The organism is Streptomyces sp. NPDC052107, from assembly GCF_040680215.1.
Taxonomy (GTDB): domain Bacteria; phylum Actinomycetota; class Actinomycetes; order Streptomycetales; family Streptomycetaceae; genus Streptomyces.
The window spans coordinates 168,430-190,499 of record NZ_JBFAWG010000005.1 but is presented as its reverse complement, the minus strand read 5'-3'; the positions used below and the strand labels follow the sequence as shown (position 1 = coordinate 190,499).

Annotated in this window: 21 protein-coding genes; 14 read left to right on the top strand and 7 right to left on the bottom strand. The window is 72.7% G+C overall.

Annotated features, from left to right (window positions below; genetic code table 11):
- Positions 1-43: 43 nt before the first annotated feature.
- The gene (locus AB0M27_RS07720) at positions 44-1,018 is read left to right on the top strand and encodes an acyl-ACP desaturase (protein WP_365719020.1); all 975 of its coding nucleotides are present in this window, start codon (positions 44-46) and stop codon (positions 1,016-1,018) included.
- A 59-nt stretch (positions 1,019-1,077) separates the two neighbouring features.
- Here the strand turns inward: AB0M27_RS07720 and AB0M27_RS07715 are convergent, their stop codons facing one another.
- Positions 1,078-1,323: a WhiB family transcriptional regulator gene (locus AB0M27_RS07715; protein ID WP_351806980.1), complete on the bottom strand. Its 246-nt coding sequence runs from the start codon at positions 1,321-1,323 to the stop codon at positions 1,078-1,080.
- A gap of 271 nt (positions 1,324-1,594) precedes the next feature.
- Between AB0M27_RS07715 and AB0M27_RS07710 the strand changes: the two genes are divergently transcribed.
- Positions 1,595-2,386, top strand: coding sequence for a VOC family protein (locus AB0M27_RS07710; RefSeq protein WP_365719018.1), 792 nt, complete (start codon positions 1,595-1,597; stop codon positions 2,384-2,386).
- Between the two features lie 47 nt (positions 2,387-2,433).
- Here AB0M27_RS07710 and AB0M27_RS07705 read toward each other — a convergent pair whose 3' ends face one another.
- Together AB0M27_RS07705 and ligD are read right to left on the bottom strand one after the other, a co-directional pair.
- Entirely contained in the window at positions 2,434-3,549 is a 1,116-nt protein-coding gene (locus AB0M27_RS07705) for a LacI family DNA-binding transcriptional regulator (protein ID WP_365719016.1), read from the bottom strand.
- A gap of 323 nt (positions 3,550-3,872) precedes the next feature.
- On the bottom strand, positions 3,873-4,892 hold the full coding sequence (ligD, locus tag AB0M27_RS07700; RefSeq protein ID WP_365719014.1) for a non-homologous end-joining DNA ligase: 1,020 nt from the start codon (positions 4,890-4,892) through the stop codon (positions 3,873-3,875).
- Between the two features lie 74 nt (positions 4,893-4,966).
- Here ligD and AB0M27_RS07695 point away from each other — a divergent pair, with 74 nt between their 5' ends.
- Entirely contained in the window at positions 4,967-6,043 is a 1,077-nt protein-coding gene (locus tag AB0M27_RS07695) for an ATP-dependent DNA ligase (protein ID WP_365719012.1), read from the top strand.
- A 59-nt stretch (positions 6,044-6,102) separates the two neighbouring features.
- Here AB0M27_RS07695 and AB0M27_RS07690 read toward each other — a convergent pair whose 3' ends face one another.
- Positions 6,103-7,293 carry a zinc-dependent alcohol dehydrogenase gene (locus tag AB0M27_RS07690; RefSeq protein ID WP_365719010.1) on the bottom strand — a complete coding sequence of 397 codons (1,191 nt, stop codon included), beginning with the start codon at positions 7,291-7,293 and terminating at the stop codon, positions 6,103-6,105.
- A gap of 209 nt (positions 7,294-7,502) precedes the next feature.
- On the opposite strand from AB0M27_RS07690, the gene AB0M27_RS07685 reads away from it, so the two are divergent.
- Positions 7,503-8,477: a DUF3048 domain-containing protein gene (locus tag AB0M27_RS07685; RefSeq protein WP_365719008.1), complete on the top strand. Its 975-nt coding sequence runs from the start codon at positions 7,503-7,505 to the stop codon at positions 8,475-8,477.
- A gap of 18 nt (positions 8,478-8,495) precedes the next feature.
- On the opposite strand, the gene AB0M27_RS07680 is transcribed toward AB0M27_RS07685, so the two are convergent.
- Positions 8,496-8,960 (bottom strand): MarR family transcriptional regulator, encoded by a 465-nt coding sequence (locus tag AB0M27_RS07680; protein ID WP_365719006.1) that lies wholly within the window; start codon positions 8,958-8,960, stop codon positions 8,496-8,498.
- 182 nt (positions 8,961-9,142) lie between these two features.
- Here AB0M27_RS07680 and AB0M27_RS07675 point away from each other — a divergent pair, with 182 nt between their 5' ends.
- The 8 genes from AB0M27_RS07675 (at position 9,143) to AB0M27_RS07640 (ending at position 16,509) form a co-directional block, all read left to right on the top strand.
- Entirely contained in the window at positions 9,143-9,898 is a 756-nt protein-coding gene (locus tag AB0M27_RS07675; protein ID WP_365719004.1) for a CoA transferase subunit A, read from the top strand.
- Positions 9,898-10,542, top strand: a complete 645-nt coding sequence (locus tag AB0M27_RS07670) for a CoA transferase subunit B (RefSeq protein ID WP_365719002.1) — start codon at positions 9,898-9,900, stop codon at positions 10,540-10,542. The genes AB0M27_RS07675 and AB0M27_RS07670 overlap by 1 nt, the downstream gene beginning before the upstream one ends.
- Complete coding sequence (locus tag AB0M27_RS07665; RefSeq protein WP_365719000.1) at positions 10,539-11,759, top strand: thiolase family protein; 1,221 nt, start codon at positions 10,539-10,541, stop codon at positions 11,757-11,759. Before AB0M27_RS07670 ends, AB0M27_RS07665 begins: the two co-directional genes overlap by 4 nt.
- Positions 11,760-11,774: 15 nt before the next feature.
- On the top strand, positions 11,775-12,548 hold the full coding sequence (gene pcaH / locus AB0M27_RS07660) for a protocatechuate 3,4-dioxygenase subunit beta (protein WP_365718998.1): 774 nt from the start codon (positions 11,775-11,777) through the stop codon (positions 12,546-12,548).
- A 5-nt stretch (positions 12,549-12,553) separates the two neighbouring features.
- A complete protein-coding gene (gene pcaG, locus AB0M27_RS07655; protein WP_365718996.1) occupies positions 12,554-13,156 on the top strand; it encodes a protocatechuate 3,4-dioxygenase subunit alpha in 603 nt (200 codons plus the stop codon).
- Between the two features lie 23 nt (positions 13,157-13,179).
- A complete protein-coding gene (gene pcaB, locus AB0M27_RS07650) occupies positions 13,180-14,511 on the top strand; it encodes a 3-carboxy-cis,cis-muconate cycloisomerase (RefSeq protein ID WP_365719212.1) in 1,332 nt (443 codons plus the stop codon).
- Positions 14,508-15,653, top strand: a complete 1,146-nt coding sequence (gene pcaD, locus AB0M27_RS07645) for a 3-oxoadipate enol-lactonase (protein WP_365718994.1) — start codon at positions 14,508-14,510, stop codon at positions 15,651-15,653. The genes pcaB and pcaD overlap by 4 nt, the downstream gene beginning before the upstream one ends.
- A 64-nt stretch (positions 15,654-15,717) precedes the next feature.
- On the top strand, positions 15,718-16,509 hold the full coding sequence (locus tag AB0M27_RS07640; protein WP_365718993.1) for an SDR family NAD(P)-dependent oxidoreductase: 792 nt from the start codon (positions 15,718-15,720) through the stop codon (positions 16,507-16,509).
- A 16-nt stretch (positions 16,510-16,525) separates the two neighbouring features.
- Here AB0M27_RS07640 and AB0M27_RS07635 read toward each other — a convergent pair whose 3' ends face one another.
- Complete coding sequence (locus AB0M27_RS07635; protein ID WP_365718991.1) at positions 16,526-19,210, bottom strand: AAA family ATPase; 2,685 nt, start codon at positions 19,208-19,210, stop codon at positions 16,526-16,528.
- A 172-nt stretch (positions 19,211-19,382) separates the two neighbouring features.
- On the opposite strand from AB0M27_RS07635, the gene AB0M27_RS07630 reads away from it, so the two are divergent.
- Positions 19,383-19,922 carry an anhydro-N-acetylmuramic acid kinase gene (locus tag AB0M27_RS07630; RefSeq protein WP_365718989.1) on the top strand — a complete coding sequence of 180 codons (540 nt, stop codon included), beginning with the start codon at positions 19,383-19,385 and terminating at the stop codon, positions 19,920-19,922.
- 112 nt (positions 19,923-20,034) lie between these two features.
- Positions 20,035-21,126: a DUF2510 domain-containing protein gene (locus tag AB0M27_RS07625; RefSeq protein WP_365718987.1), complete on the top strand. Its 1,092-nt coding sequence runs from the start codon at positions 20,035-20,037 to the stop codon at positions 21,124-21,126.
- Positions 21,127-21,304: 178 nt separating this feature from the next.
- Here AB0M27_RS07625 and AB0M27_RS07620 read toward each other — a convergent pair whose 3' ends face one another.
- Entirely contained in the window at positions 21,305-21,919 is a 615-nt protein-coding gene (locus AB0M27_RS07620; protein WP_365718984.1) for a TetR/AcrR family transcriptional regulator C-terminal ligand-binding domain-containing protein, read from the bottom strand.
- Positions 21,920-22,070 lie beyond the last annotated feature (151 nt).

Below are 22,070 nucleotides of genomic sequence, written 5' to 3'. Positions count from 1 at the left end.
CCCCTCTTTCTCCCCCGTTGTTCGGCGTCCCCCTGGAGTTCCCGTGACGATCACTTCCCCTCACCTCGGCAGCCCGTCCGCATGGACCGACGCGCGGCTGCTGTTCGCGCTGGAGGAAGTGGTCGAGACGGAACTGAACCGGCATCTGAAGGTGGCCAAGGACTGGATGCCGCACGAGTACGTGCCCTGGAGCGACGGCCGCAACTTCCCCGGCCTGTTCGAGGACGGGGAGGCCTGGGACAAGGACCAGTCCAAGGTGACCGAGATCGGGCGCATCGCCCTCGTGGTCAACCTGCTCACCGAGGACAACCTGCCGAGCTACCACCACGAGATCGCCTCGCTCTTCGGCCGTGACGGCGCCTGGGGCACCTGGGTGCACCGCTGGACGGCCGAGGAGGGCCGGCACGGCATCGTGATGCGTGACTACCTCCTCGCCTCGCGCGCGGTGGACCCGGACAAGCTGGAACGTTTCCGCATGTCCCATATGAGCGAGGGCTTCGAGTCCGACAACCGGCACTCGATGCTGCACTCGGTCGCCTACGTCGCCTTCCAGGAGCTGGCCACCCGGATCTCGCACCGCAACACCGGCCACCAGTCCGGCGATCCGGTCTGCGACCGCATGCTGGCGCGCATCGCGACCGACGAGAACATGCACATGGTCTTCTACCGCAACCTGCTGAAGGCCGCCTTCGAGCTGGCCCCGGATCCGACCATGCAGGCGGTCCGGGACGTCGTGGTGAACTTCCGCATGCCCGGCCACGGCATCCCCGGCTTCGAGCGGGCCGCCGCGCAGATGGCCATCGGCGAGGTCTACAACCTGCGCATCCACCACGACGACGTGCTGCAGCCCGTCCTGCGCTTCCTGAAGGTCATGGAGATCGACGGCCTCGGCCCCGAGGGACGCAAGGCGCAGGAGGAACTCGGCCTGTTCATGGGGGGCCTGGACGCGGAGGCCCTCAAGTTCGACGAGAAGCTGGCCGCGCGCAAGGCCCGGATGGCGGCGCGGGCCGGGGCCTGACGCACGCCGGGCCGGTCCTTCCAGGAGGACGGGCGACGGTCGGGCGCCGGCGGACGACGTCAGTGGGACGTGCGGCGCAGGGCGAGGCGCTCCTTCTCGGACAGCCCGCCCCAGACGCCGAAGCGCTCGTCGTTGGCCAGCGCGTAGTCCAGGCAGGCCGGGCGCAGCTCGCACATGGCGCAGATGCGCTTCGCCTCGCGCACCGAGCTGCCGGGCTCGGGGAAGAAGAAGTCCGGCCCGGTCTGCGCGCACAGGGCCTGCGCCTGCCAGGCGTCGTCGGCCGGGGTGATCGTCTCGAAGTGCATGCCCAGGATCGTGCCGCGCGGCGAAAAACGTTCGATCAACGCCGGGTCAACGCCGCCGACAGGGCCTCCGGCCGCTCCCGATGATGCTCCCCGGGACCGCACCGGCGCACGGCGGCGCGCGGGGCGCGGCGAAAACCCGGAGGACGCGCCCGGCCGCCCGCCGTGAGAACGGGATCCGTCCGGCGCGTCGCGGCGCTACGGCGGCGATTGTCAGTGGGGGGTGCCAGACTCGGCAGTGCAGAGGACGGGACCCCTTTCGAGGAGGGCGAAGATGCTCACCACCCGTTTCGTCAACGGCGCCCCGAACTGGCTCGACATCAGCACCCCCGACATCGACGGCGCCGCCTCCTTCTACGGCGGCCTCTTCGGCTGGCAGTTCCAGTCGGCGGGACCGGACGCCGGAGGCTACGGCTTCTTCCAGCTCGGCGGCAGGACCGTCGCGGGCGGCATGCAGTCCGGCCCCGAGCAGGGCCCGCCGGCCTGGACGGTGTACTTCCAGAGCGCGGACGCACAGGCCACCGCCAAGGCCGCCGAACAGGCCCACGGCAGTGTGCTGTTCCAGCCGATGGACGTCATGGGCGAGGGACACATGGCGGTCCTCGCCGACCAGGCGGGCGTGCCGTTCGGGATCTGGCAGCCGGGCCGGACCAAGGGCGTCGACATCGCGAGCGAACCGGGCTCACTGTGCTGGGTCGAGCTGTACACCTCGGACATCGCGGCGGCCGCCGCCTTCTACAACCAGACGCTGGGTCTCGAGACCTCCGCCGTACCCTTCCCGGGCGGGACGTACACGTGCGTCAATCCGGCCGACGGCGGCGAGGACGCGATGTTCGGCGGCATCGTGCCGCTGGCCGACGACCCGGCCGAAGCCCAGGGCAGCCCGTACTGGCTGCCGTACTTCGAGGTCGAGGACACCGACGCGGTGGTCGACAAGGTGCAGCAGCTCGGCGGAACGGTGCGTGTGCCGGCGACGACCATGGAGGGCGTCGGCCGCATGGCCAGACTCACCGACCCCTACGGCGCCCGCTTCGCGGTGATCAAGAGCGAGGCACCACAGGGCTGAATCCGGTCGGCCGACCGGACCGGGGCCGCCTTGCGCGTGCGGGGCGGCTAGGCGGACGCCCGTCGTATCAGCGTGGTCGGGAGGATCACGCCGCCGGCGGGCGGCGATCCGTCCGCCGTGGTTCCGGGCCGGTCGCGGCCGTCCGTCCGGTCGCGGCCGTCGGACAGTACGCGCAACAGCAGGCGGGCCATCAGGCGGCCCATGTCCTCGATGTCCTGACGGACCGTCGTCAGCGGCGGGTCGGCCTCCTCGGCGACGGGCAGCATGTCGTCGAAGCCGATCACGGCCACGTCCTCGGGCACCCGGCGGCCGCTCGCGCGCAGCACGCGCAGGGCACCGAGCGCGGTCAGGTCGTTGGCGGCGAACACGGCGTCCACGTCCGGGCAGCGCTCGAGGAGTTCACGCATGGCGCGTTCGCCGCCGGCCGGGGTGAAGTCGCTCTCCACCACCAGCCGGGGGTCGTTCCCGCCCGGCACCTCGCCCATGACGTCCCGGTAGCCGACGAGCCGGTCCACCGCCGACGTCTGGTCCAGTAGGCCGGTGAGATGCGCGATGCGTCTGCGGCCGAGGTCCACGAGATGCCGTACGGCCGCGCGTGCCCCGCCCCGGTTGTCGCAGTCGACGTACACCACGCCCGGGTCCTTCGCCGTGGAGCGAGCGGGGCCGGCCGCGCGGCCGTCGACGACCCAGCCGGGCCGTCCGCCGAACACAGTGGGCACGCCGGCGTCGTGGATGAGGCCGGGCAGCGGGTCGTCGAGGTGCAGGGAGAAGACGAGCGCGCCGTCGACATGGCCTCCGGAGAGATACCGGGCCACGCGCGCGTGATCGTCACGGCCCTCGGTGAGCAGCAGCACCAACTGGTTGTCGTGCGCGGTCAGTTCCTTGCTGATGCCGCGCAGCTGCAGCGCGAAGAAGGGGTCGGCGAAGACCCGGGTCTCGGGCTCCGCGATGACGACCGCGACGGCGTCGTGCCGCCTGGTGACGAGGCTGCGCGCCGCCTGGTTGGGGACGTAACCCAGCTCGGCCACGGCCTGCCGGACGCGCTCGGCCAGGGGTTCGCGCACTCCGTCGCCGCCGTTGACCACCCGCGACACGGTGGCCCGGGACACACCGGCCCGCGCGGCCACGGCCTCCAGCGTGGGACGCGACACTGCCTCGGTCACTTCGGGACTCCTCATCGGCGGCTGCCGGTCAGGATAACCGCGCGGTGGGGATCCCGCCGGTGCCGCGAGGGAGGCGTGGCCATGCCCGCTCGAGCCGTTGCCGGGCGTCGGCGCCGAGGTCGTGAAATGCTGTCCGGCACAGGTGTCCGCGAAGGCGAGCAGCGGGGCCCGGGACCAGGTCGCGCCCGACCCGGCGTCCCGACATGGCCGGGGGAACCGCTACGACGTCACCTCGGACTAGGCCCTGCCGGCCGACTGCCGCCGCATCCTGGCCGCGTGCGGCGAGCCCTGGTCCGGCTCAAGCGGTCCCCCGCGCGCCGCCCTCAGGACGTCTGCTCCCGCCGGGCCCGGCTCGGCTGGACGCGTTTGGGTTCGCCGGGCATCTTCGGGTACTCCGGCGGGTACGGCAGATCACCCAGGCCGTGGTCGTGCTCGTCGCGGCGGGCCAGTTCCAGCAGGGCGTCCAGGGAGTAGGCGTGGTCGTCCATGTCGGCGTGTACGTCGCCGAGTTCGGCGAAGCGAGCCGGCATGGTGGCGAGGTCGAAGTCGGCCGGGCGGGCCACGCCGACCTCCTCCCAGCGCAGGGGTGCCGAGACGGTGGCGTTCGGCTGGGGGCGTACGGAGTAGGCGGAGGCGATGGTGCGGTCTCTGGCCGTCTGGTTGTAGTCCAGGAAAATACGGCGGCCCCGTTCCTCCTTCCACCACTTGATCGTCACCTGGTCGGGCATCCGGCGTTCCATCTCCCGGCCGATGGCGATCGCGGCGCGTCGCACCTGGGTGAAGGTCCAACGTGGTTCGATCGGGACGAAGACATGCAGGCCCCGGCCGCCGGAGGTCTTCGGCCAGCCGCGCAGGCCGCCGAACTCGTCGAGGACGGCGCGCAGTTCCTGGGCGGCGCGGGCCGCGTCGTCGTAGTCGGTGCCGGGCTGCGGGTCGAGGTCGACGCGGAGTTCGTCGGGGTGGTCGACATCCGTGGCGCGCACCGGCCAGGGGTGGAAGGTGAGCGTGCCGTACTGCGCGGCCCAGACGACGGCGGCCTGCTCCGTGGGGCACATCTCGTCGGCGCTGCGGCCGCTGGGGAAGGTGATGTGAGCGGTCGGAATCCAGTCGGGCATGCCCTTCGGCGCCCGTTTCTGGAAGAACCACTCGCCGCCCACGCCGTCCGGATAGCGCTCCAGGGTGGTCGGGCGGTTGCACAGCGCGCGCAGGATGCCGGGGCCGACGGCGACGTAGTACCGCGCCAGGTCCAGCTTGGTGAAGCCCCGCTCGGGGAAGAAGACCTTGTCCGGGCTGGACAGCCGTACGGTCCGGCCGTCCACCTCCAGTTCCACCGCAGCGCCCATGCGGCCACGGTAGGCGCACCCCGCACAGCTCGCATACCGGGCGGCACGCGGCGTATGCGAGCAGAATCGAATCCATGGATCTCCCCGTCATGCCGCCTGTGAAGCCCATGCTCGCCAAGTCGGTGGCGAAGATTCCGCCGGGTATGCACTACGAGGCGAAGTGGGACGGGTTCCGTTCAGTCGTGTTCCGGGACGGGGCCGAGGTCGAGTTGGGCAGCCGAACGGGAAAACCGCTGACCAGGTATTTTCCCGAGCTGGTGGCGGCGCTGAGGGAACGGCTGCCGGAGCGGTGCGTGCTGGACGGGGAGATCGTGATCGCACGGGAGGGCCATCTGGACTTCGACGCGCTGACCGAGCGGATCCATCCGGCCGACTCCCGGGTGCGGATGCTGGCGGAGAAGACACCGGCGTCCTTCGTCGCCTTCGACCTGCTCGCCCTGGACGACCACTCCCTGCTCGACGTCCCGCTGACCGACCGCAGGGCCCTGCTGGAACGGGCGCTCGCCGACGTGACACCGCCGGTGCACGTGGCACCGGCGACGACCGACATCGAGGTGGCCCAGCGGTGGTTCGAGCACTACGAGGGCGCCGGGCTCGACGGAGTCGTCGCCAAACCGCTCGATCTGCGCTACCGGCAGGACGAGCGGGCCATGTTCAAGGTCAAGCACGAGCGGACGGCGGATGTCGTCGTGGCCGGGTACCGGTTCCACAAGACCGGGCCGGTGGTGGGCTCGCTGCTGCTCGGCCTGTACGACGACCGGGGGCACCTCCAGCACGTGGGCGTGTCGGCCGCCTTCGCCATGAAGAAGCGGGCCGAACTGGTCGAGGAGCTGGAGCCGCTGCGGATGGAGGACGTGGCCGGGCACCCGTGGGCGGCCTGGTCGGACGAGGCCGCCCATGAGACGGCCCGGCTGCCGGGCGCGCCGAGCCGCTGGTCCGGCAAGAAGGACCTGTCCTGGGTGCCGCTGCGGCCGGAGCGGGTCGCCGAGGTGGCCTACGACCACATGGAGAACGGGCAGCGCTTCCGGCACACCGCCCGCTTCCGCCGCTGGCGTCCGGACCGCACACCGGAGAGCTGCACCTACGCCCAGCTGGAGGAGCCGGTGCGCTACGACCTCGCGGAGATCCTGGGCGAGAAGGACCGGGACTGAGCCGGGGCGGGCTCTGGGGCTTGGCCGGGAAGCACCCGAGAGGGCCCCGAACTGGAGCCCTACGGCTGCATGAGGATCTTGATCGCGCCGTCCTGTTTGTGCTGGAACATGTCGTAGGCGTGCGGGGCCTCGGCGAGCGGCAGCCGGTGGGTGGCGAAGTCGTCGACGCCGAGCGGGTCCTCGTCGGTCAGATACGGCATGATCTGCTCGCTCCAGCGGCGGACGTTGGCCTGGCCCATGCGCAGCTGGATCTGCTTGTCGAACAGGGTGAGCATCGGCATCGGATCGGCCGTGCCGCCGTACACGCCGCTCAGCGAGATGGTGCCGCCGCGCCGTACCAGGTCGATCGCCATGTGGAGGGCGCTCAGCCGGTCGATGCTGAAGCGTTCCGCGAGGGGCCCGCTGATCTTGCGGGGGAGCAGCCCGGTGGCCGTCTGCGCGAGTTTGGCGGCGGCGCTGCCGTGGGCCTCGGTGCCGACGGCGTCGATCACGGCGTCCGGGCCCCGGCCGCCGGTCTCGTCGTGGATCGCGTGGACCAGTGCCTTCTCGTCGTCGAAGGCCCGCAGGTCGTAGGTCTCCACGCCGTCCCGGTCGGCACGCGCGAGCCGTTCCGGCACCAGGTCGATGCCGAACACCCGCTCGGCGCCGCGTGCCTTGGCGATCCGGCAGGCCATGTCGCCGATCGGGCCGAGGCCGAGGACGGCGAGGGTGCCGCCGGGTGGGACGGCGGCGTACTCGACGGCCTGCCAGGCGGTGGGCAGTACGTCGGAGAGATAGACGAAGCGGTCGTCGGGCGGGCCCTCGGGCACCTTGATCGGCCCGAACTGGGCCTGCGGCACCCGCAGGTACTCGGCCTGCGCGCCGGGCACGGCCCCGTACAGGCGGGTGTAGCCGAACAGGGCGGCACCCATTCCCTCGCCGGTGACCTGGGTGGTCTCGCACTGGGTCGGCAGCCCGGTCAGGCACATCCAGCAGGCGCCGCAGGCGATCTGGAACGGCACCACGACCCGGTCCCCTGCCTTGAGGTCCGGCACTCCGGCGCCGACCTCCTCGACGATGCCCATCGGTTCGTGCCCGAGGATGTCGCCCGGTGTCATGAACGGGGTGAGCACCTCGTAGAGGTGCAGGTCCGAGCCGCACAGCCCGGTGGACGTGATACGGATGACGGCGTCGGTGGGCTCTTCGATCCGCGGGTCGGGCACGTCCTCGACCCGGACGTCCCGCCGCCCCTGCCAGGTGACTGCCTTCATGGGATCCCGCTCCCTCGATCGCGTGGGCGTTTGGCGGTGGCGCCCGGGTACCCGCGCCCACCAGCACCGAACCCCTCGCGACGGAACCCGAGCCGCCCACGGAACGCGCATGGCCGTAAGCGTTCGGGTATGGCCAGCGGTGAGCCGATGAGCGCACAATCGGACAAAAGAACGGGGTGGGCACGGTGGGCATGAGACACAGAGCGCGCATGAGAGGCGCCGCGCTGACGGTGGCCGCGCTGACGGTCTCGCTGACCGTCTCCGTCACGGCAGGCTGCACCCACCACGGCCGGGACGACGACCGCGCGCCGCAGCACACGCCGACACCCACGTCGCAGGCTCCGACCCCGACGCCCGCGGTCACGGCGGCCGGTTCGCCGCTCGCCGTGAAGATCGACAACGTGTCCGCAGCCCGCCCGCAGACCGGGCTCGACGCGGCGGACGTGGTGTACGCCGAGCAGGTGGAGGGCGGTCTGAGCCGGCTGATGGCGGTGTACGCGACCCGGCTCCCGCGGACCGTCGGACCGGTGCGCAGCGCCCGCGAGTCGGATCTGGAGCTGCTGCGCCAGTTCCACCGGCCGACACTCGCCTTCTCCGGCGCCCAGCACAAGCTGCTGCCGCTGATCGACAGGGCGCCGCTGCGAGCGGAGTCCCCCGACGAGGCTCCCGCCGCCTACTACCGGGGCACCGGCAAGGCCGCCCCGCACAACCTCTATCTGCACCCCGCCAAGCTGCTGCCGTCCGCCCCGGGCAAGGCGGCGCTGACGACCGGTTTCAGCTACGGCCCGGCCCCGTCCGGCGGCACCCCGACCACCTCGCGCACCGTCCGCTACCCGGCCGCCCGCTTCACCTTCACCTGGTCCGTCGGGCGTCACCGCTGGCTGGTGGCGATGGACGGCACGCCCACGGTGACGACGGACGGCGCGCGGGTGGCACCGGCGACGGTCGTCGTGCAGTACGTGAAGATCCGGACCTCCCGCTACCACGACGTGCTCGGCAACCACACGCCGTACACCGAGACGGTCGGCTCGGGGAAGGCGCAGGTGCTGCGCGACGGCCGGTCCTTCGACGCCTCCTGGTCACGGCCGGCCGCGACGGACGGTACGACGTTCACGGCGGCGGACGGCAGCCCGGTGAACTTCGCCGACGGCCAGGTGTGGGTGGTGTTCGCGCCGGCGCCGTGAACTGCCGTACCGGACCGGTCAGCCCCGCGTGGCCAGCGGTTCGGCCGGGTTGCGCAGGCCCTCGGCCGCGTCCGCGACCCGGCGGATCAGGTCGAAGAACACGGTCTGTTCCTCGGCGGACAGCGGCGCCAGGAAGACCTGGTTCATCCGGGCGGTGCGCACGGTCAGCTTGCGGTGGACGCGCAGACCGTCGTCGGTCAGCCGGAGCAGGAAACGCCGGCCGTCCTCCGGGTCGCGCACCTTGGTCAGCAGCTCTCGGCGGCCGAGCCGGCTGATGACCTCGGCGATGGTCGAGCGGTCCAGGCCCACCCGCTCGCCCACGGTCCGCTGGTCGAGCCCCGGCTCGGCGACGAGCGCGTTCATGACCGCGAACTGCGGCGAGGTGATCTCCTCGGAGACCATCGTGTTCCACAGCAGGTAGTGCGCCTGCTGCAGCCTCCGGGCCAGATGCCCGGGATGGGTGGTGAGGTCCACCGCGGCCATGTGCGCTCCCTGATCACTTCGTTGGTGCACTGAATAATACTCGTCGACCGGACCTCCTGTCTCCCGTGAGAAGTGCAAATCCTCCACGCCTTGACGGACATCGTCTCCAGTGGCAGCGTGTGGGAACACCTCGCATAAATACTCAGTGCGCTGATTAACTGCGAAGAGATGAGGCTTCACGGATGGACAAGGTGGTCGCCACGGCCCTGGAGGCGGTGGCCGATGTGCCGGACGGCGCGTCCCTCGCGGTCGGCGGGTTCGGGCTGAGCGGTGTGCCGAACGTGCTGATCCAGGCGCTGTACGAGCGCGGCGCCGGCGGTCTCTCGGTCGTCTCCAACAACTGCGGGGCCATGGAGTCCGGACTCGCGGTACTGCTGGCCGCCGGGCGGATCAGCCGGGTGACCGGCTCCTACATCGGCGGCAACAAGGAGTTCGCCCGCCAGTACCTCGGCGGTGAGCTGGAGCTGGAGCTGATCCCACAGGGCACGCTGGCCGAGCGGCTGCGCGCGGGCGGCGCCGGCATCCCCGCCTTCTACACCCCGGCCGGGGTCGGCACCCAGGTCGCCGAGGGCGGGCTGCCGTGGCGCTACGACGGCGAGGGCGGGGTCGCGCTGGCCTCGCCGCCGAAGGAGGTGCGGGAGTTCGACGGCGTGGAGTACGTCCTGGAGCGCGCCATCCGCACCGACTTCGCGCTGGTCAGGGCCGCGACGGGCGACCGGCACGGAAACCTGGTCTTCAACAAGTCCTCCCGGAACTTCAACCCCCTCGCGGCCATGGCGGGGAAGGTCACGATCGCCGAGGTGGAGGAGCTGGTCGAGCCCGGCGAGATCGACCCGGACGCCGTACACCTGCCGGGCGTCTTCGTGCAGCGGGTGCTGGCCCTGACCCGGGAGCAGGCGGCGGACAAGCGGATCGAGCAGCGGACGGTGAGCATCTGATGGCCTGGACACGCGAGGAGATCGCCGCGCGGGCGGCGCGGGAGCTGCGCGACGGCCAGTACGTCAATCTCGGCATCGGCCTGCCGACGCTGATCCCGAACCACCTCCCCCCGGGTGTCGAGGTCGTCCTGGAGTCGGAGAACGGCATCCTGGGCACCGGCCCCTACCCGACCGAGGACCAGGTCGACCCGGATCTGATCAACGCGGGCAAGGAGACCGTGACGGTCCTGCCGGGCGCGTCCTTCTTCGACTCGGCGCTGTCCTTCGCGATGATCCGCGGCGGGCACATCGACGTGGCCGTGCTCGGCGCGATGCAGGTCTCCGCCGGCGGCGACCTGGCCAACTGGGCGGTGCCGGGCAAGCTGGTCACCGGGATCGGCGGCGCGATGGACCTGGTGCACGGCGCCCGTCAGGTGATCGTGGTGATGACCCACACCGCGAAGGACGGCTCCCCGAAGATTCTCAAGGAGTGCACGCTTCCGCTCACCGGCAAGTCCTGTGTGAGCCGAGTCATCACGGACCTTGCGGTGCTGGACGTCGGCGAGCGGGGTCTGACCCTCGTGGAGACCGCCCCCGGTGTGACCGTCGACGACGTCGTCGCCCGGACCGACGCCGAACTCACCATCCCGGAGAATCTGCTGTGAACGCCGTCAACAGGCTCAATACGGTTTACCTCGTCGACGCCGTCCGCACCCCCGTCGGCCGCTACAACGGCGCCCTGGCCTCCGTACGCCCGGACGACCTCGCCGCCCACGCGATCCGTGCCCTCCTGGCCCGTACACCGGACCTGGACCCGGCCCGGATCGAGGACGTCTACTTCGGCAACGCCAACGGCGCCGGCGAGGAGAACCGCAACGTGGCCCGCATGGCCGCGCTCCTCGCCGGACTGCCCACCTCCGTGCCCGGCGTGACCGTCAACCGGCTGTGCGCCTCCGGCCTGGAGGCCGTCGTCCAGGCGGCCCGCGCCATCGCCGTGGGCGACGCGCACATCGCCCTCGCGGGCGGCGTGGAGTCCATGACGCGCGCCCCCTACGTCCTGCCCAAGTCCGACCGCCCCTTCCCGGCCGGACACGCCGAGCTGTACTCCACGACCCTCGGCTGGCGCATGGTCAACCCGACGATGGATCCGCAGTGGACCATCCCGCTCGGCGAGAGCGCGGAACTGATCGCCGACAAGCACAAGATCACCCGCGAGCAGCAGGACGAGTTCGCCCTCACCTCCCACCGCAAGGCGGCCGCCGCCCAGGAACAGGGCTTGTTCGACGCCGAGTTGGTGCCCGTGCCCGTCCCGCAGCGCAAGGGGGAGCCGGTCTTCTTCGCCGCCGACGAGTGCGTACGGCCGGACGCCTCCCTCGCCGCGATGGCCAGGCTCAAGCCGTCCTTCCGTACCGAGGTGGGCACGGTCACAGCGGGCAACGCCTCCCCGCTGAACGACGGCGCCGCCGCCCTGCTTCTCACCGACGAGGAGGGCCTGAAGGCCACCGGCCGCGAACCGCTCGCCCGGATCTCCGCGACCGGGGTGTCCGCCATCGACCCGCACTACTTCGGCCTCGCCCCCGTGGAGGCCGTCAACCGGGCTCTCACCAAGGCGGGCAAGGGACTTGACGACCTGTCGGTCCTTGAGCTGAACGAGGCCTTCGCCGCCCAGGTCCTCGGCTGTCTCGCCGAATGGCCCGAGTTCGACCCGTCGATCCTCAACCCCCGGGGCGGCGCCATCGCGCTCGGCCACCCGCTCGGCGCCTCCGGCGCCCGGCTCGCCGGCACCGTCGCCCACCAGCTCGCCCGCCGCGGCACCGGCACCGGCGTGGCCACCCTCTGCATCGGCGTGGGCCAGGGCCTCGCCCTCGTTCTCGAACGCTGACCCCTAGGACGTCCCATGACCCTCAGCCAAGCCGACATCGACGTCGAAATCGCCGCCGAGCACGCCGCGTACGAGAAGCGCGTCGCCGACGGCGCCCCCGTCGAGCACCATCCGCGCCGCGACTACGCGCCCTACCGCTCCTCGGTGCTCCGCCATCCCAAGCAGCCCCTGGTCGCCATCGACACCGTCCAGGACCCGGAACTGGTGGAGCTGCACTCCCCCGCCTTCGGGGAGCGCGACATCACCGGGATCGACAACGACCTCACCCGGCACCACCGGAGCGAGCCCATAGGCGAGCGGATCACCGTCTCCGGGCGGCTGCTGGACCGCGCCGGGCGCCCGGTGCGCGGCCAGCTCGTCGAGATCTGGCAGGCCAACTCGGCCGGCCGCTACGCCCACCAGCGCGAACAGCACGACGCCCCGCTCGACCCGAACTTCACCGGTTTCGGCCGCACCCTCACCGACGCCGAGGGCCGCTACCACTTCACCACCATCCAGCCCGGCCCCTACCCGTGGCGCAACCACGTGAACGCCTGGCGCCCCGCGCACATCCACTTCTCGGTGTTCGGCACGGCGTTCGCCCAGCGGCTGGTGACGCAGATGTACTTCCCGAACGACCCGTTGTTCCCGTACGACCCGATCCTGCAGTCGGTGACGGACGACGCGGCCCGGCAGCGGCTGGTCGCCACCTACGACCACGGCCTGTCGGTGCCGGAGTTCTCGCTCGGCTACCACTGGGACATCGTGCTGGACGGCCCGGCCGCCACCTGGATCGAGGAAGGACGCTGACCGCCATGACGAAGATCGACACGAGCAGCCCGGAGCAGGTGCTGCCCACCCCGTCCCACACGGTCGGCCCCTTCTACGGCTACGCCCTGCCCTTCCGTGGCGGCGAGGACATCGCCCCGCTCGGCCACCCGGACACCATCACCGTGCGCGGGTACGTCCTCGACGGCGAGGGCAAGCCGCTGCCGGACGCGCTCGTCGAGCTGTGGGGGCCGCGCCCCGACGGCACGGTGCCGCGGGTGGACGGTTCCATCCGGCGCGACCCGGCCACCGGCGGCTACCTCGGCCGCAACGGCGTGGAGTTCACCGGCTGGGGCCGCGTCCAGACCGACGCCGACGGCCACTGGTACGCCCGTACCCTCCGCCCCGGCGCCCGCGGGCAGAGCGCCCCGTACCTGAGCGTCTGCGTCTTCGCCCGCGGCCTGCTGGTCCACCTGTTCACCCGCATCTATCTGCCGGGCGACGCCGCCGCACTCGCCGCCGACCCGCTGCTCACCCGGGTGGGCGACCGGCGCGACACGCTGATCGCCACCCAGGAGGGCCCGGGCACCTACCGTTTCGACATCCGCCTTCAGGGCGAAGGCGAGACGGTCTTCCTGGAGTTCCAGTGACTCCCCCACCCTTCGGGCGGGAGGTGCCCCCAGACGACAGCGACACCGGCCTGCTCGCCCCCGGGTGGGCCGGCTCCCCGGCCGCGCACGCGACCGGTGACCGCGCGTTTCTGCGGGCCCTGCTGGACGCCGAGGCCGCGCTGACCCGCGCCCAGGCCGCGCTGGGCCTCGCCCCGGCCGAGGCCGCCGACGCTGTGGCCGAGGCGGCCGACCCCGCCCGCTTCGACGTAGGTTCCCTCGCCGAGCGCGCCCGCGGCGGCGGCAACCCGGTCATCCCGCTCGTCGCCGACCTCACCGCGGCGGTGGGCGAGCCCTACGGCCCGTACGTACACCGGGGCGCGACCAGTCAGGACATCCTGGACACCGCGGCCATGCTGGTCGCCGCGCGCACCCTGGAGTCGGTCCGCGCCGACCTCGACCGCGCCGAGCACGCGCTCGCCCGCCTGGCCGCCGCACACCGCGATACGCCGATGCCGGGCCGCACGCTCACCCAGCACGCGGTACCGACGACCTTCGGTCTGAAGGCGGCCGGCTGGCGCTCGCTGGTCCTGGACGCCCGGGACCGCATCACGCGGGTGCGACAGGCGCTGCCCGCCCAACTGGGGGGCGCCGCCGGGACCTTGGCGGCCTTCCAGGCGTACGGCGCGCAGGACGCGACCGCGCTGACGGCGGCGTACGCCCGCGAAGCCGGCCTCGCCGCAGCGCAGTTGCCCTGGCACACCCTGCGCACCCCGGTCGCCGACCTGGCCGGTTGTCTGGCCTTCACCGTCGGTGTCCTGGGCAAGATCGGCGAGGATGTGCTGACGCTGTCCCGCACCGAGATCGGTGAGGTGACCGAGGGCAGCGGCGGGGGTTCGTCCGCCATGCCGCACAAGGCCAACCCCGTGCGCTCCACCCTCCTCGCGGCCGCGGCCCGCCGCGCCCCGCAGCTCGCGGCCACGCTGTACGGCTGCGTCGTTGCCGGGGACGAGCGGCCGGCCGGTGCCTGGCACGCCGAGTGGGAGCCGTTGCGCGACCTGCTCCGGCTGACCGGCGGTGCGGCCCGGGACGCGGCAGAACTCGCCGCGGGCCTGCGTGTGAACGCCGAGGTCATGCGCCGCAACCTGGACGTCACCGGCGGGCTGATCGTCTCCGAGCGGCTGTCCGCCGCCCTCGCACCCCGGCTCGGCCGCGCCCGGGCCAAGGCGCTGCTCACCGAACTCGCCCGCCGCACCCACGCCGAGGGCCGCTCGCTCGGCGAACTCCTCGCCGAGGAGCCGGAGTTGAAGGACATGGACCTGGCCGCCCTCACCGATCCCACCCGCTACACCGGTTTCGCCGGTACCCTCACCGACCGTGCCCTGGAGCGACGTTGACCGAGAAACTCCTCAACCACCTGGCAGAAGGCCCGGCCTCGGCGCCCCCGCTGTTGCTGGGGCCGTCGCTCGGCACCTCCTGCGCCCTGTGGGACGCGGTCGCTCCGGAGCTGTCGGCCGCCCATCGCGTGGTGCGCTGGGACCTGCCCGGCCACGGCGGGTCGGCGCCCGAGCTGATCGGGCCGGGCGCGAGCGTCGGCGACCTCGCCGCGCTGGTGCTGGGCCTCGCCGACGCGCTCGGCATCGACCGGTTCGGCTACGCGGGCGTCTCCCTCGGCGGCGCCGTCGGCCTCCACCTGGCCGTGCACCACCCCGACCGGCTGACCTCCCTGGCCGTGCTGTGCTCCTCCGCCCACTTCGGCGGCGCCACGGCCTGGCGGGAGCGAGCGCAGCGGGTGCGCCGCGAGGGCATGGAGTGGCTGGTGGAGAGCGCCGACGCGCGCTGGTTCACCCCTGGCTTCAGCGTACCGGGTCTGGTCCGGGACCACCGGGAGGCCGATCCGGAGGCGTACGCCGCCTGCTGCGACGCGCTCGCCGCGTTCGACCTGCGTGACCGGCTCGGCGACATCGCCGTACCGACACTCCTCGTGGCGGGGAAGCAGGATCCCGCTACGCCGCCCGCGCATCTGCGGGAGATCGCCGACGCGGTGCCCGGCTCGACGCTGGTGGAGCTGCCCGGCGCCTCCCATCTGGCGCCCGCCGAGTGCCCACGGGCCGTGCTGACGGCGCTGCACACCCAGCTCGACGGGCCCCCGGCGAGCGGCATGGCGGTGCGCCGGGAGGTGCTGGGCGACGCACATGTGGACCGGGCGCAGGCCCGGCAGACCCCGTTCACCGCCCGCTTCCAGGACTTCATCTCCCGCTACGCCTGGGGCGAGATCTGGACCGATCCGACGCTGTCGCGCCGCGAGCGCAGCATGATCACACTGACCGCGCTGGTCGCCCACGGTCACTACGACGAACTGGCGATGCACGTCCGGGCGGCGCGCCGCAACGGACTGACGCCTGAGGAGATCGGTGCGGTGCTGCTGCAGACCGCCGTCTACTGCGGGGTGCCGGCCGCCAACTCCGCGTTCGCGAGGGCCCAGCGGGTCCTCGACGAGTTGGACGAGGAGGAGGGGCGGGCCGAGGGCCGAGGGTGACCCTGCCGGTCGTAGCTTCAGCAGCACCTCCCTCGCGGCGCCGGGCCCTGCCTAGGGTGGAAGCATGTCCACCATTCTGATCACCGGCGCCACCTCCGGGCTCGGCCGGTACGTGGCCTTCGAACTGGTCCGCTCCGGCCATGTCGTCCTCGCCCACGGCCGGGACCGGGACCGCACCGAGCGGCTGGTCGCGGAGCTGCGCACCGAGGGCGAGGCGGAGGGGTTCGTCGCCGACCTGGCCCGCCTCGCCGAGGTGCGTGAGCTGGGCGCCCGGGTCGCCGAGGCGCATCCCGGCCTCGACGTGCTGATCAACAACGCGGCGGCGGGCGGCGGCACGCCCGGCTCCGGTCGGGAGCTGAGCGCCGACGGCCACGAGCTGCGGCTCGCCGTCAACTACCTCGCGCCCGTCGTCCTCACCCGGTCCCTGCTGCCGGTCCTGCGGGCCAACGCGCCGGCCCGGATCGTGAACGTCGGCTCGGCCGGCCAGGAGCCCCTCGACTTCTCCGACCCGGAACTCACCCGCGGCTACACCGGCATGTCGGCGTACTGCCGCAGCAAGTTCGCCCTCGCCGCGCACACCTTCACGCTCGCCGAGGAACTCGCCGACAGCGGGGTGTCGGTGAACGTCCTGCACCCCGCCACCTTCATGGACACGCCGATGGTCCGCGAGAGCGAGATCGCCCCGTGGAACTCGGTCGCCGACGGCGCACCGGGCGTACTGGCCCTGGCCACCGAGGAGTTGGGCAGCGGCGGCTACTTCGACGGCACGCGGCGGGCCCGGGCGCACGAGGAGACGTACGACCCGGAGGTACGCAAGCGACTGGCGGCGGTCACGGAGCAGCTGCTCACGGTGTGAGGGCTGCCGAGGGGCGCTAACGCAGCCCCCGTCCCGTCTCCAGCACCTCCCTCGCCTGGGCCACCAGCCCCTCCGCGCCGCAGGCCCGGGCGAGGTCCAGACCCCGGCCCAGTTCCGCGACGGAGCGGGCGGCGATGCCGTACTCGACGCGCGCCGCCGCGTGTTCGTACTGGCAGGGTGAGGCCTCCAGGTAGGTGACGGCCTGGGCGGCGAGCTGGACCGCGCGCCCGCCGGTCTCCAGGGCGGCGGCGCAGCGCAGGGCCTCGCCGATGGCGGTGTCCGTGCCGAAGCGTTCGGCCTGCCGGCCGGCGTCGGCGGCGAGCTGCGCGGCACGGTCCGGGTGCTGTTCGGCGAGGGCCTTGGCGAGCTCGATGGACCAGGGCGAGAGGACCGGGTTGTGGCCACCGCGCGAGGCGGCGATCTTCTCGGCCGCCTCCAGCTCGTGGACGCCCTCCTCGGTGCGGCCGACGGCGAGCAGCAGCCGGCCGCGTACGCAGCGGATGTCGGGCAGCACGATCGTGGAGGGGTAGGGCGGCGCGAAGCCGTACTGCTCGGCGATCGACCAGGCCTCGTCGACCCGGCCGCGGGCCAGCAGGGTGTCGACCAGACCACAGGTCGCCGACCAGTACAGCGGCAGCCGGCGGCCGACGCGTTCGGCGAGGAGCAGGGCCTCGCGCAGGGTGGACTCGGCGTCGCGCAGCCGGCCCTGCCTGCGGTAGGCGAGCCCGAGGAAGGCGTTGGCGAGGGAGAGGTGGCCGCCGCGCCAGCCGGCACCGGTGTAGACGCGCAGTGCCTCGGCGAAGAGGCTCTCGGCGCGGTCGAGCCGGTCGGTGTAGGCGTACGCGCTGCCCAGCATCATCAGCAGCTCGATGCCCCACTCGGGGTCGGTCCAGCCGAGGCCCGGGGCGAGGCGGCCGTTGACGAGGGCGCGGTCGCACAGTTCGAGCACCTCGTCGGCGCTCTCGCCGTGCGTCATGGCGTCGAAGCCGCGCAGGACGAGCAGGGCGCGTTCGGCGTTGTCGCGGCCGGTGCAGGTGCTCGCGAGTGAGGCGAGGCGCCGGGAGCGGGCCGGGGAGACCGTCTCGCCGTGGATGCCCTCCCACATGAACTGCACGGCCTGCAGCCGCAGCTTCACGGGGCCGGGTTCGTGCCGGGCGGCCTCGGCCTCGACGGTGCGGACGGCCTCCTCCAGCTGGTCGTTGTGGATCAGGGCCTGGGAGAGCCGGACCACCGCGTCGACCCGCCGTTCGCCGTCGAGGCCGGGCATGCCGAGGGCGTTCTGGAGGTGCTCGACGGTGACGGCGGGCGCGGTGAGCAGGGTGGCGCAGCCCAGTTCGTACAGGACGTGGGCGTGGGCCTCGGGGAGCGGCGGCTCCTGCAGGGCGCGTTCCAGGCAGGTGCGGGCCGCGTCCGGCGCGCCGACGGCGAGGTGTTCGCGGGCGGCCTGGCGCAGTTGCTCGACGAGTTCCTCGTCGCCGTCCGGGTGCACCTTCAGCAGGTGCCGGGCGGCCTGGGCGGCACCGCGGCCCAGCTCGGTGATGATCTGGGCGGCGACGCCGTGCATGGCGGTGCACACCCCGGACGGGATGGAGTTGTAGACGGCGCTGGCGATGAGCGGATGGACGAACTCCAGCTCGCCCTCCTCGCGTTCGGTGCCGGCCACGGGGTCGCGTTCGGTGAGGATGCGGGCGGAGCAGAGCAGTTCGGCGCAGTGCCGGGCGACGGTCTCGTCCATGGTGGCGAGGCGGGCGACCATGCCGACGGTGATGCCGGTGCCGAGGATGCCGGCCGCCCAGGCGAACTGGGTGGCTTCCAGGCCGAGTCCCTTGAGCCGGTCGACCAGTCCGCCGCCGCGGGCGGCGCGGTTGAGGGCGCGCAGTTCGCCGGCCCGGGCCTCGACCGGCTGCAGTTCGCTGTCCTGCACCTTGGCGAGGAGTTCGGTGGTCTCGTAGGGGTTGCCCGCGGTGACGGCCCAGACCTCGCGGCAGAACGCGTCGTCCGCGTGGCGGCCGAGGGCGGCACGGGTGAGCCCCGCCGCTGCGTCGGGCGTGAGGGCGCTGAGGTTGCTGACGGGGCGGCCCGCGGCGGCGGCCACCGCGTCGAGGTGGCGGGCGCTGTCGCCGCTGACCTCGCCGGGGCGGCGGGCGACCACGACGAGCACGGAGAGGTCGTCCAGACGCTCGGCGAACGCGGCGAGCCAGCGCAGCGTCTCCTGGTCGGCCCAGTGCGCGTCGTCGATCAGCAGCACGAGCGGCCACTCGCGGCGGGCGAGCCGGCGCACCGCGGCGACGAGTCCGTCGCACACGTACTGCGGGTCGGCGGTGCCGTCCTGCGGGTCGGCTATGCCGAGGGCGGGTCCGGCGATGTCGTACCAGTCGCCGAGGTACTCGCGGGCCTCCTCGGGCAGTAACGACAGCAGGCCGGGCTGGAGCAACTGCCGTACCACGTTGAACGGGACGGACTTCAGGGTCTCCGCGCCGCGCGCGGACCACACGGTGCAGCCTCGGCGTTCGGCGATGCGGCGTGCCTCGGCCAGCAGCGCGGTCTTGCCGAATCCCGCCTCGCCGCGGAAGACCAGCAGACTCCCCGTGGACGACTGGTCGGCGCACAGGAGGTCGAGTGCCTGTGCGACGGTGGCGATCTCCGCGTCCCGCTCCCACAGGGAAGCCGAGGCGGCCGCCGGCGGCCGTCCCTCCGTCATCCCCTTACCTCCCCAGGTCGCCCGAATGACGTACAGACCCTGAGCGTAGCCGTCCGGTGGGATGTGTGGTGGCCGCTCGGGGCAGCAGTTGCCCCGCCGGGTGAAAGTGGGTACGGGCAGGCGACGCGCACCCGGCCCGAACCGCCGGTCAGCAGCGGACGGAGCGTCAACCATGCTGCTGGACGCGGCGGTCCGGGAGGTCGGTGGCGGGCGTGCGGCGTACGACGCGGACGCCGCGCCTGGCCGGAAGCGGGCGACCTGGCTGCGGCTGCTGGAACGGCTGCTCGCGGAGCTGTACGACGCGCTGCCGCCGCCGAAGACGATCGGCAAGGAGCTGTTCCACGCCGGGTATCTGCGGTCGGCCGGGCCGTTCGACGGAGTCCGTCCCGAGGACGCGCCGGCGACGCTCACCCTGCTGACGGCTCGGCCGGTCGCGCACGCGGTGCGGTCCGTCGGCGCCGCCGAGGTGATCGCGTCCGGAGGGGGCCTGCGCGATCCGGTGCCGGCGGGGATGCTCCGGGAACGACTCGTGCCGGTGCGGCTGCGCGCCTCGGACGAACTGGGGCTGTGCACGGACGCGAAGCAGGCCTATGCCTTCGCGGCCCTCGGCTTTGTGACCGTCCACGGCCTGGCGGCTGCGGATCCGCGCGCCACGGGCGCCCGGCATCCCAGCGGGTGGAGGGTCGGAACCGGAGTCGTAGGACGGCTGTGACCGGGAGTCGGAACGGGGCAGGGAAAAAATCTCGGCGGTGAAATGTCCGGTCCGGTCGATTGGCGGCGGATCCTCTCATCACACTTTCACTGTCGCCTCATACGGTGGGGTCATGACGCAGGTGACTCCCCCCGGGTGGTACCCCGACCCCGGGCAGACGAACGACGGTCCGCCCACCGAGCGCTGGTGGGACGGCAAGGCCTGGACGGACCAGACCCGCCCCGCCGGGACGGCCGCCACGTGGGGTCCCCCGACGCAGGCGCCGCCGGCCGGCGGCCCGCAGCCGGCCGCTCCCGCGGCTCCCCCCGCCTATGGCGCGCATCCCGGGTATCCGGCGTATCCGGGTTACCCCGCCCCGCCTCCGGCCGGGCAGCCCCGGCGCGGTGTGCGCACGGGTATAGCCGTCGCGGCGGCGACCGCGGTTCTGGCGAGCATCGGGGTCGGCGTGTGGGCCCTCGCCAAGGCCCCCGGCGGCGGCAGCGCCGACCGGGCCGGGTCCAGCCAGGGTGCGGCGGGCGGACAGGACGGTGGTCAGGGCGGGCCCGGCGGCGGCTTCGGCGGTCAGGGCGGCACCGGAGGCTCGGGCGGGTCCGGAGGCTCGGGCGGCTTCGGCGGTCCGGGCGGGTCCGGCGGCGCCTCACCCTCGCCGAACCAGTCCGAGGCACCCAAGATCAAGGGCGGCGGCACGGTGCCGGACCCGGTCAACGGCATCAGCCTGCCGGTGCCCGACGGCTGGACCGGACAGACGATCAGCGTCGGCGCGGAGGTGACCTCCGACGACTCCTACAAGTGCCCCGGCAACTCCACCCAGACCTGCACCCCGGGCGGCGCCTACTCGGCTCCGGCCCAGGCGCTGGGCATCAAGGGCGACACGGCGGAGAAGGTCGCCGAGGCGGACATCGCGGCCAACGCCAAGCAGTCCTACGGCGGCACCACCTACGGCAGCATCACCTCGCACCAGGTGCTGGGCTCCGGCGCGGTGACAGTGGCCGGACAGAAGGGGTACATGGTGCGCTGGAAGGCGGTCACCAGCAAGGGCGCCGACGGCTATGTCGAGTCGGTCGCCTTCCCCTCGCCCGACGACGCCAAGCAGATCGTGGTGGTGCGCTTCGGCATCGACGTCGGACAGAAGACGTCGGTCATCGACGAGATCCTCAAGGGGATCAAGGTCTCGTCCGGCGGCGGGAACGGCCAGGACGTCTGATCCGCGGCTGCAGGGCCGTGATCCGGTCCGCGGCCGACGGGACATGACTGCGGCCGGGTGGGGCTCCCCTCCGCTCAAGAGGAGCCCCACCCGGCCGGGGGGTGCGCGCCGCCCCCGTCCCCACGGTGCGGCGCGGACAGGTCACCGTTCAGTCATCCCGTGAACGGCGGCCTGGGTCTCAGGTCAGCCCGAGCGCGGGCAGCACGGTGGCCTCCACGAACCGGGCGAGATAGTCGCCGTCGGCGTACTGGCCGCAGAGCACCGGCCGGATGCGCAGCACGCCGAACATCATGGCGGGGATGTACTCCAGCGCCGGATGGTCCTCCCGGACCTCGCCCCGGGCCACGCCCCGGGCGAGCATCTCCTGCAGCGCGGCGATCTCCGGGTACACCAGCGCCTCGCGCAGCGACTGGGCCAGCTCGTGGTCCGCCGTCACCGCGGGCCCGAGCGCCTGCAGCAGCCTGGTGTCCTTGCCGGACCAGTCCCCCGCGGCCCGTGCCGCCTGGCGCAGGTCCTCGGCGAGCGAGCCGGTGTCGATGCCGGCGAACCGCACCCGGCGGCTGGCGCGCAGCGCGGCCGCGACGAACTGCGGCTTGGTCTTCCACTGCCGGTAGAGCGTGGACTTGCTGCACCGGGTGCTGGCGGCGACGCCCTCCATGGTGACGGACTCGTAACCGCATTCGCGGATCTGCTCCAGCACGGCGTCGAAGAACTCCCGCTCACGCTCGGGCGTGATCTTGGAGCGGCGCGAGGCGGCGACCGTCTCCGGTCCGTCCGCGGCCTGCGACGTCATGCGGTGTTTCCCCTCACTCGTGACCTGAGGTCATTCCTGCACGGCCCGCGGAAGCACGGCTTGAGCCGGGCTCCCGACGGTGTCTCCAGTGTGTCGCACATCAACCGATACGCAAGTGTACCGGTACTCGGCCGTATCGGTACACTGACGT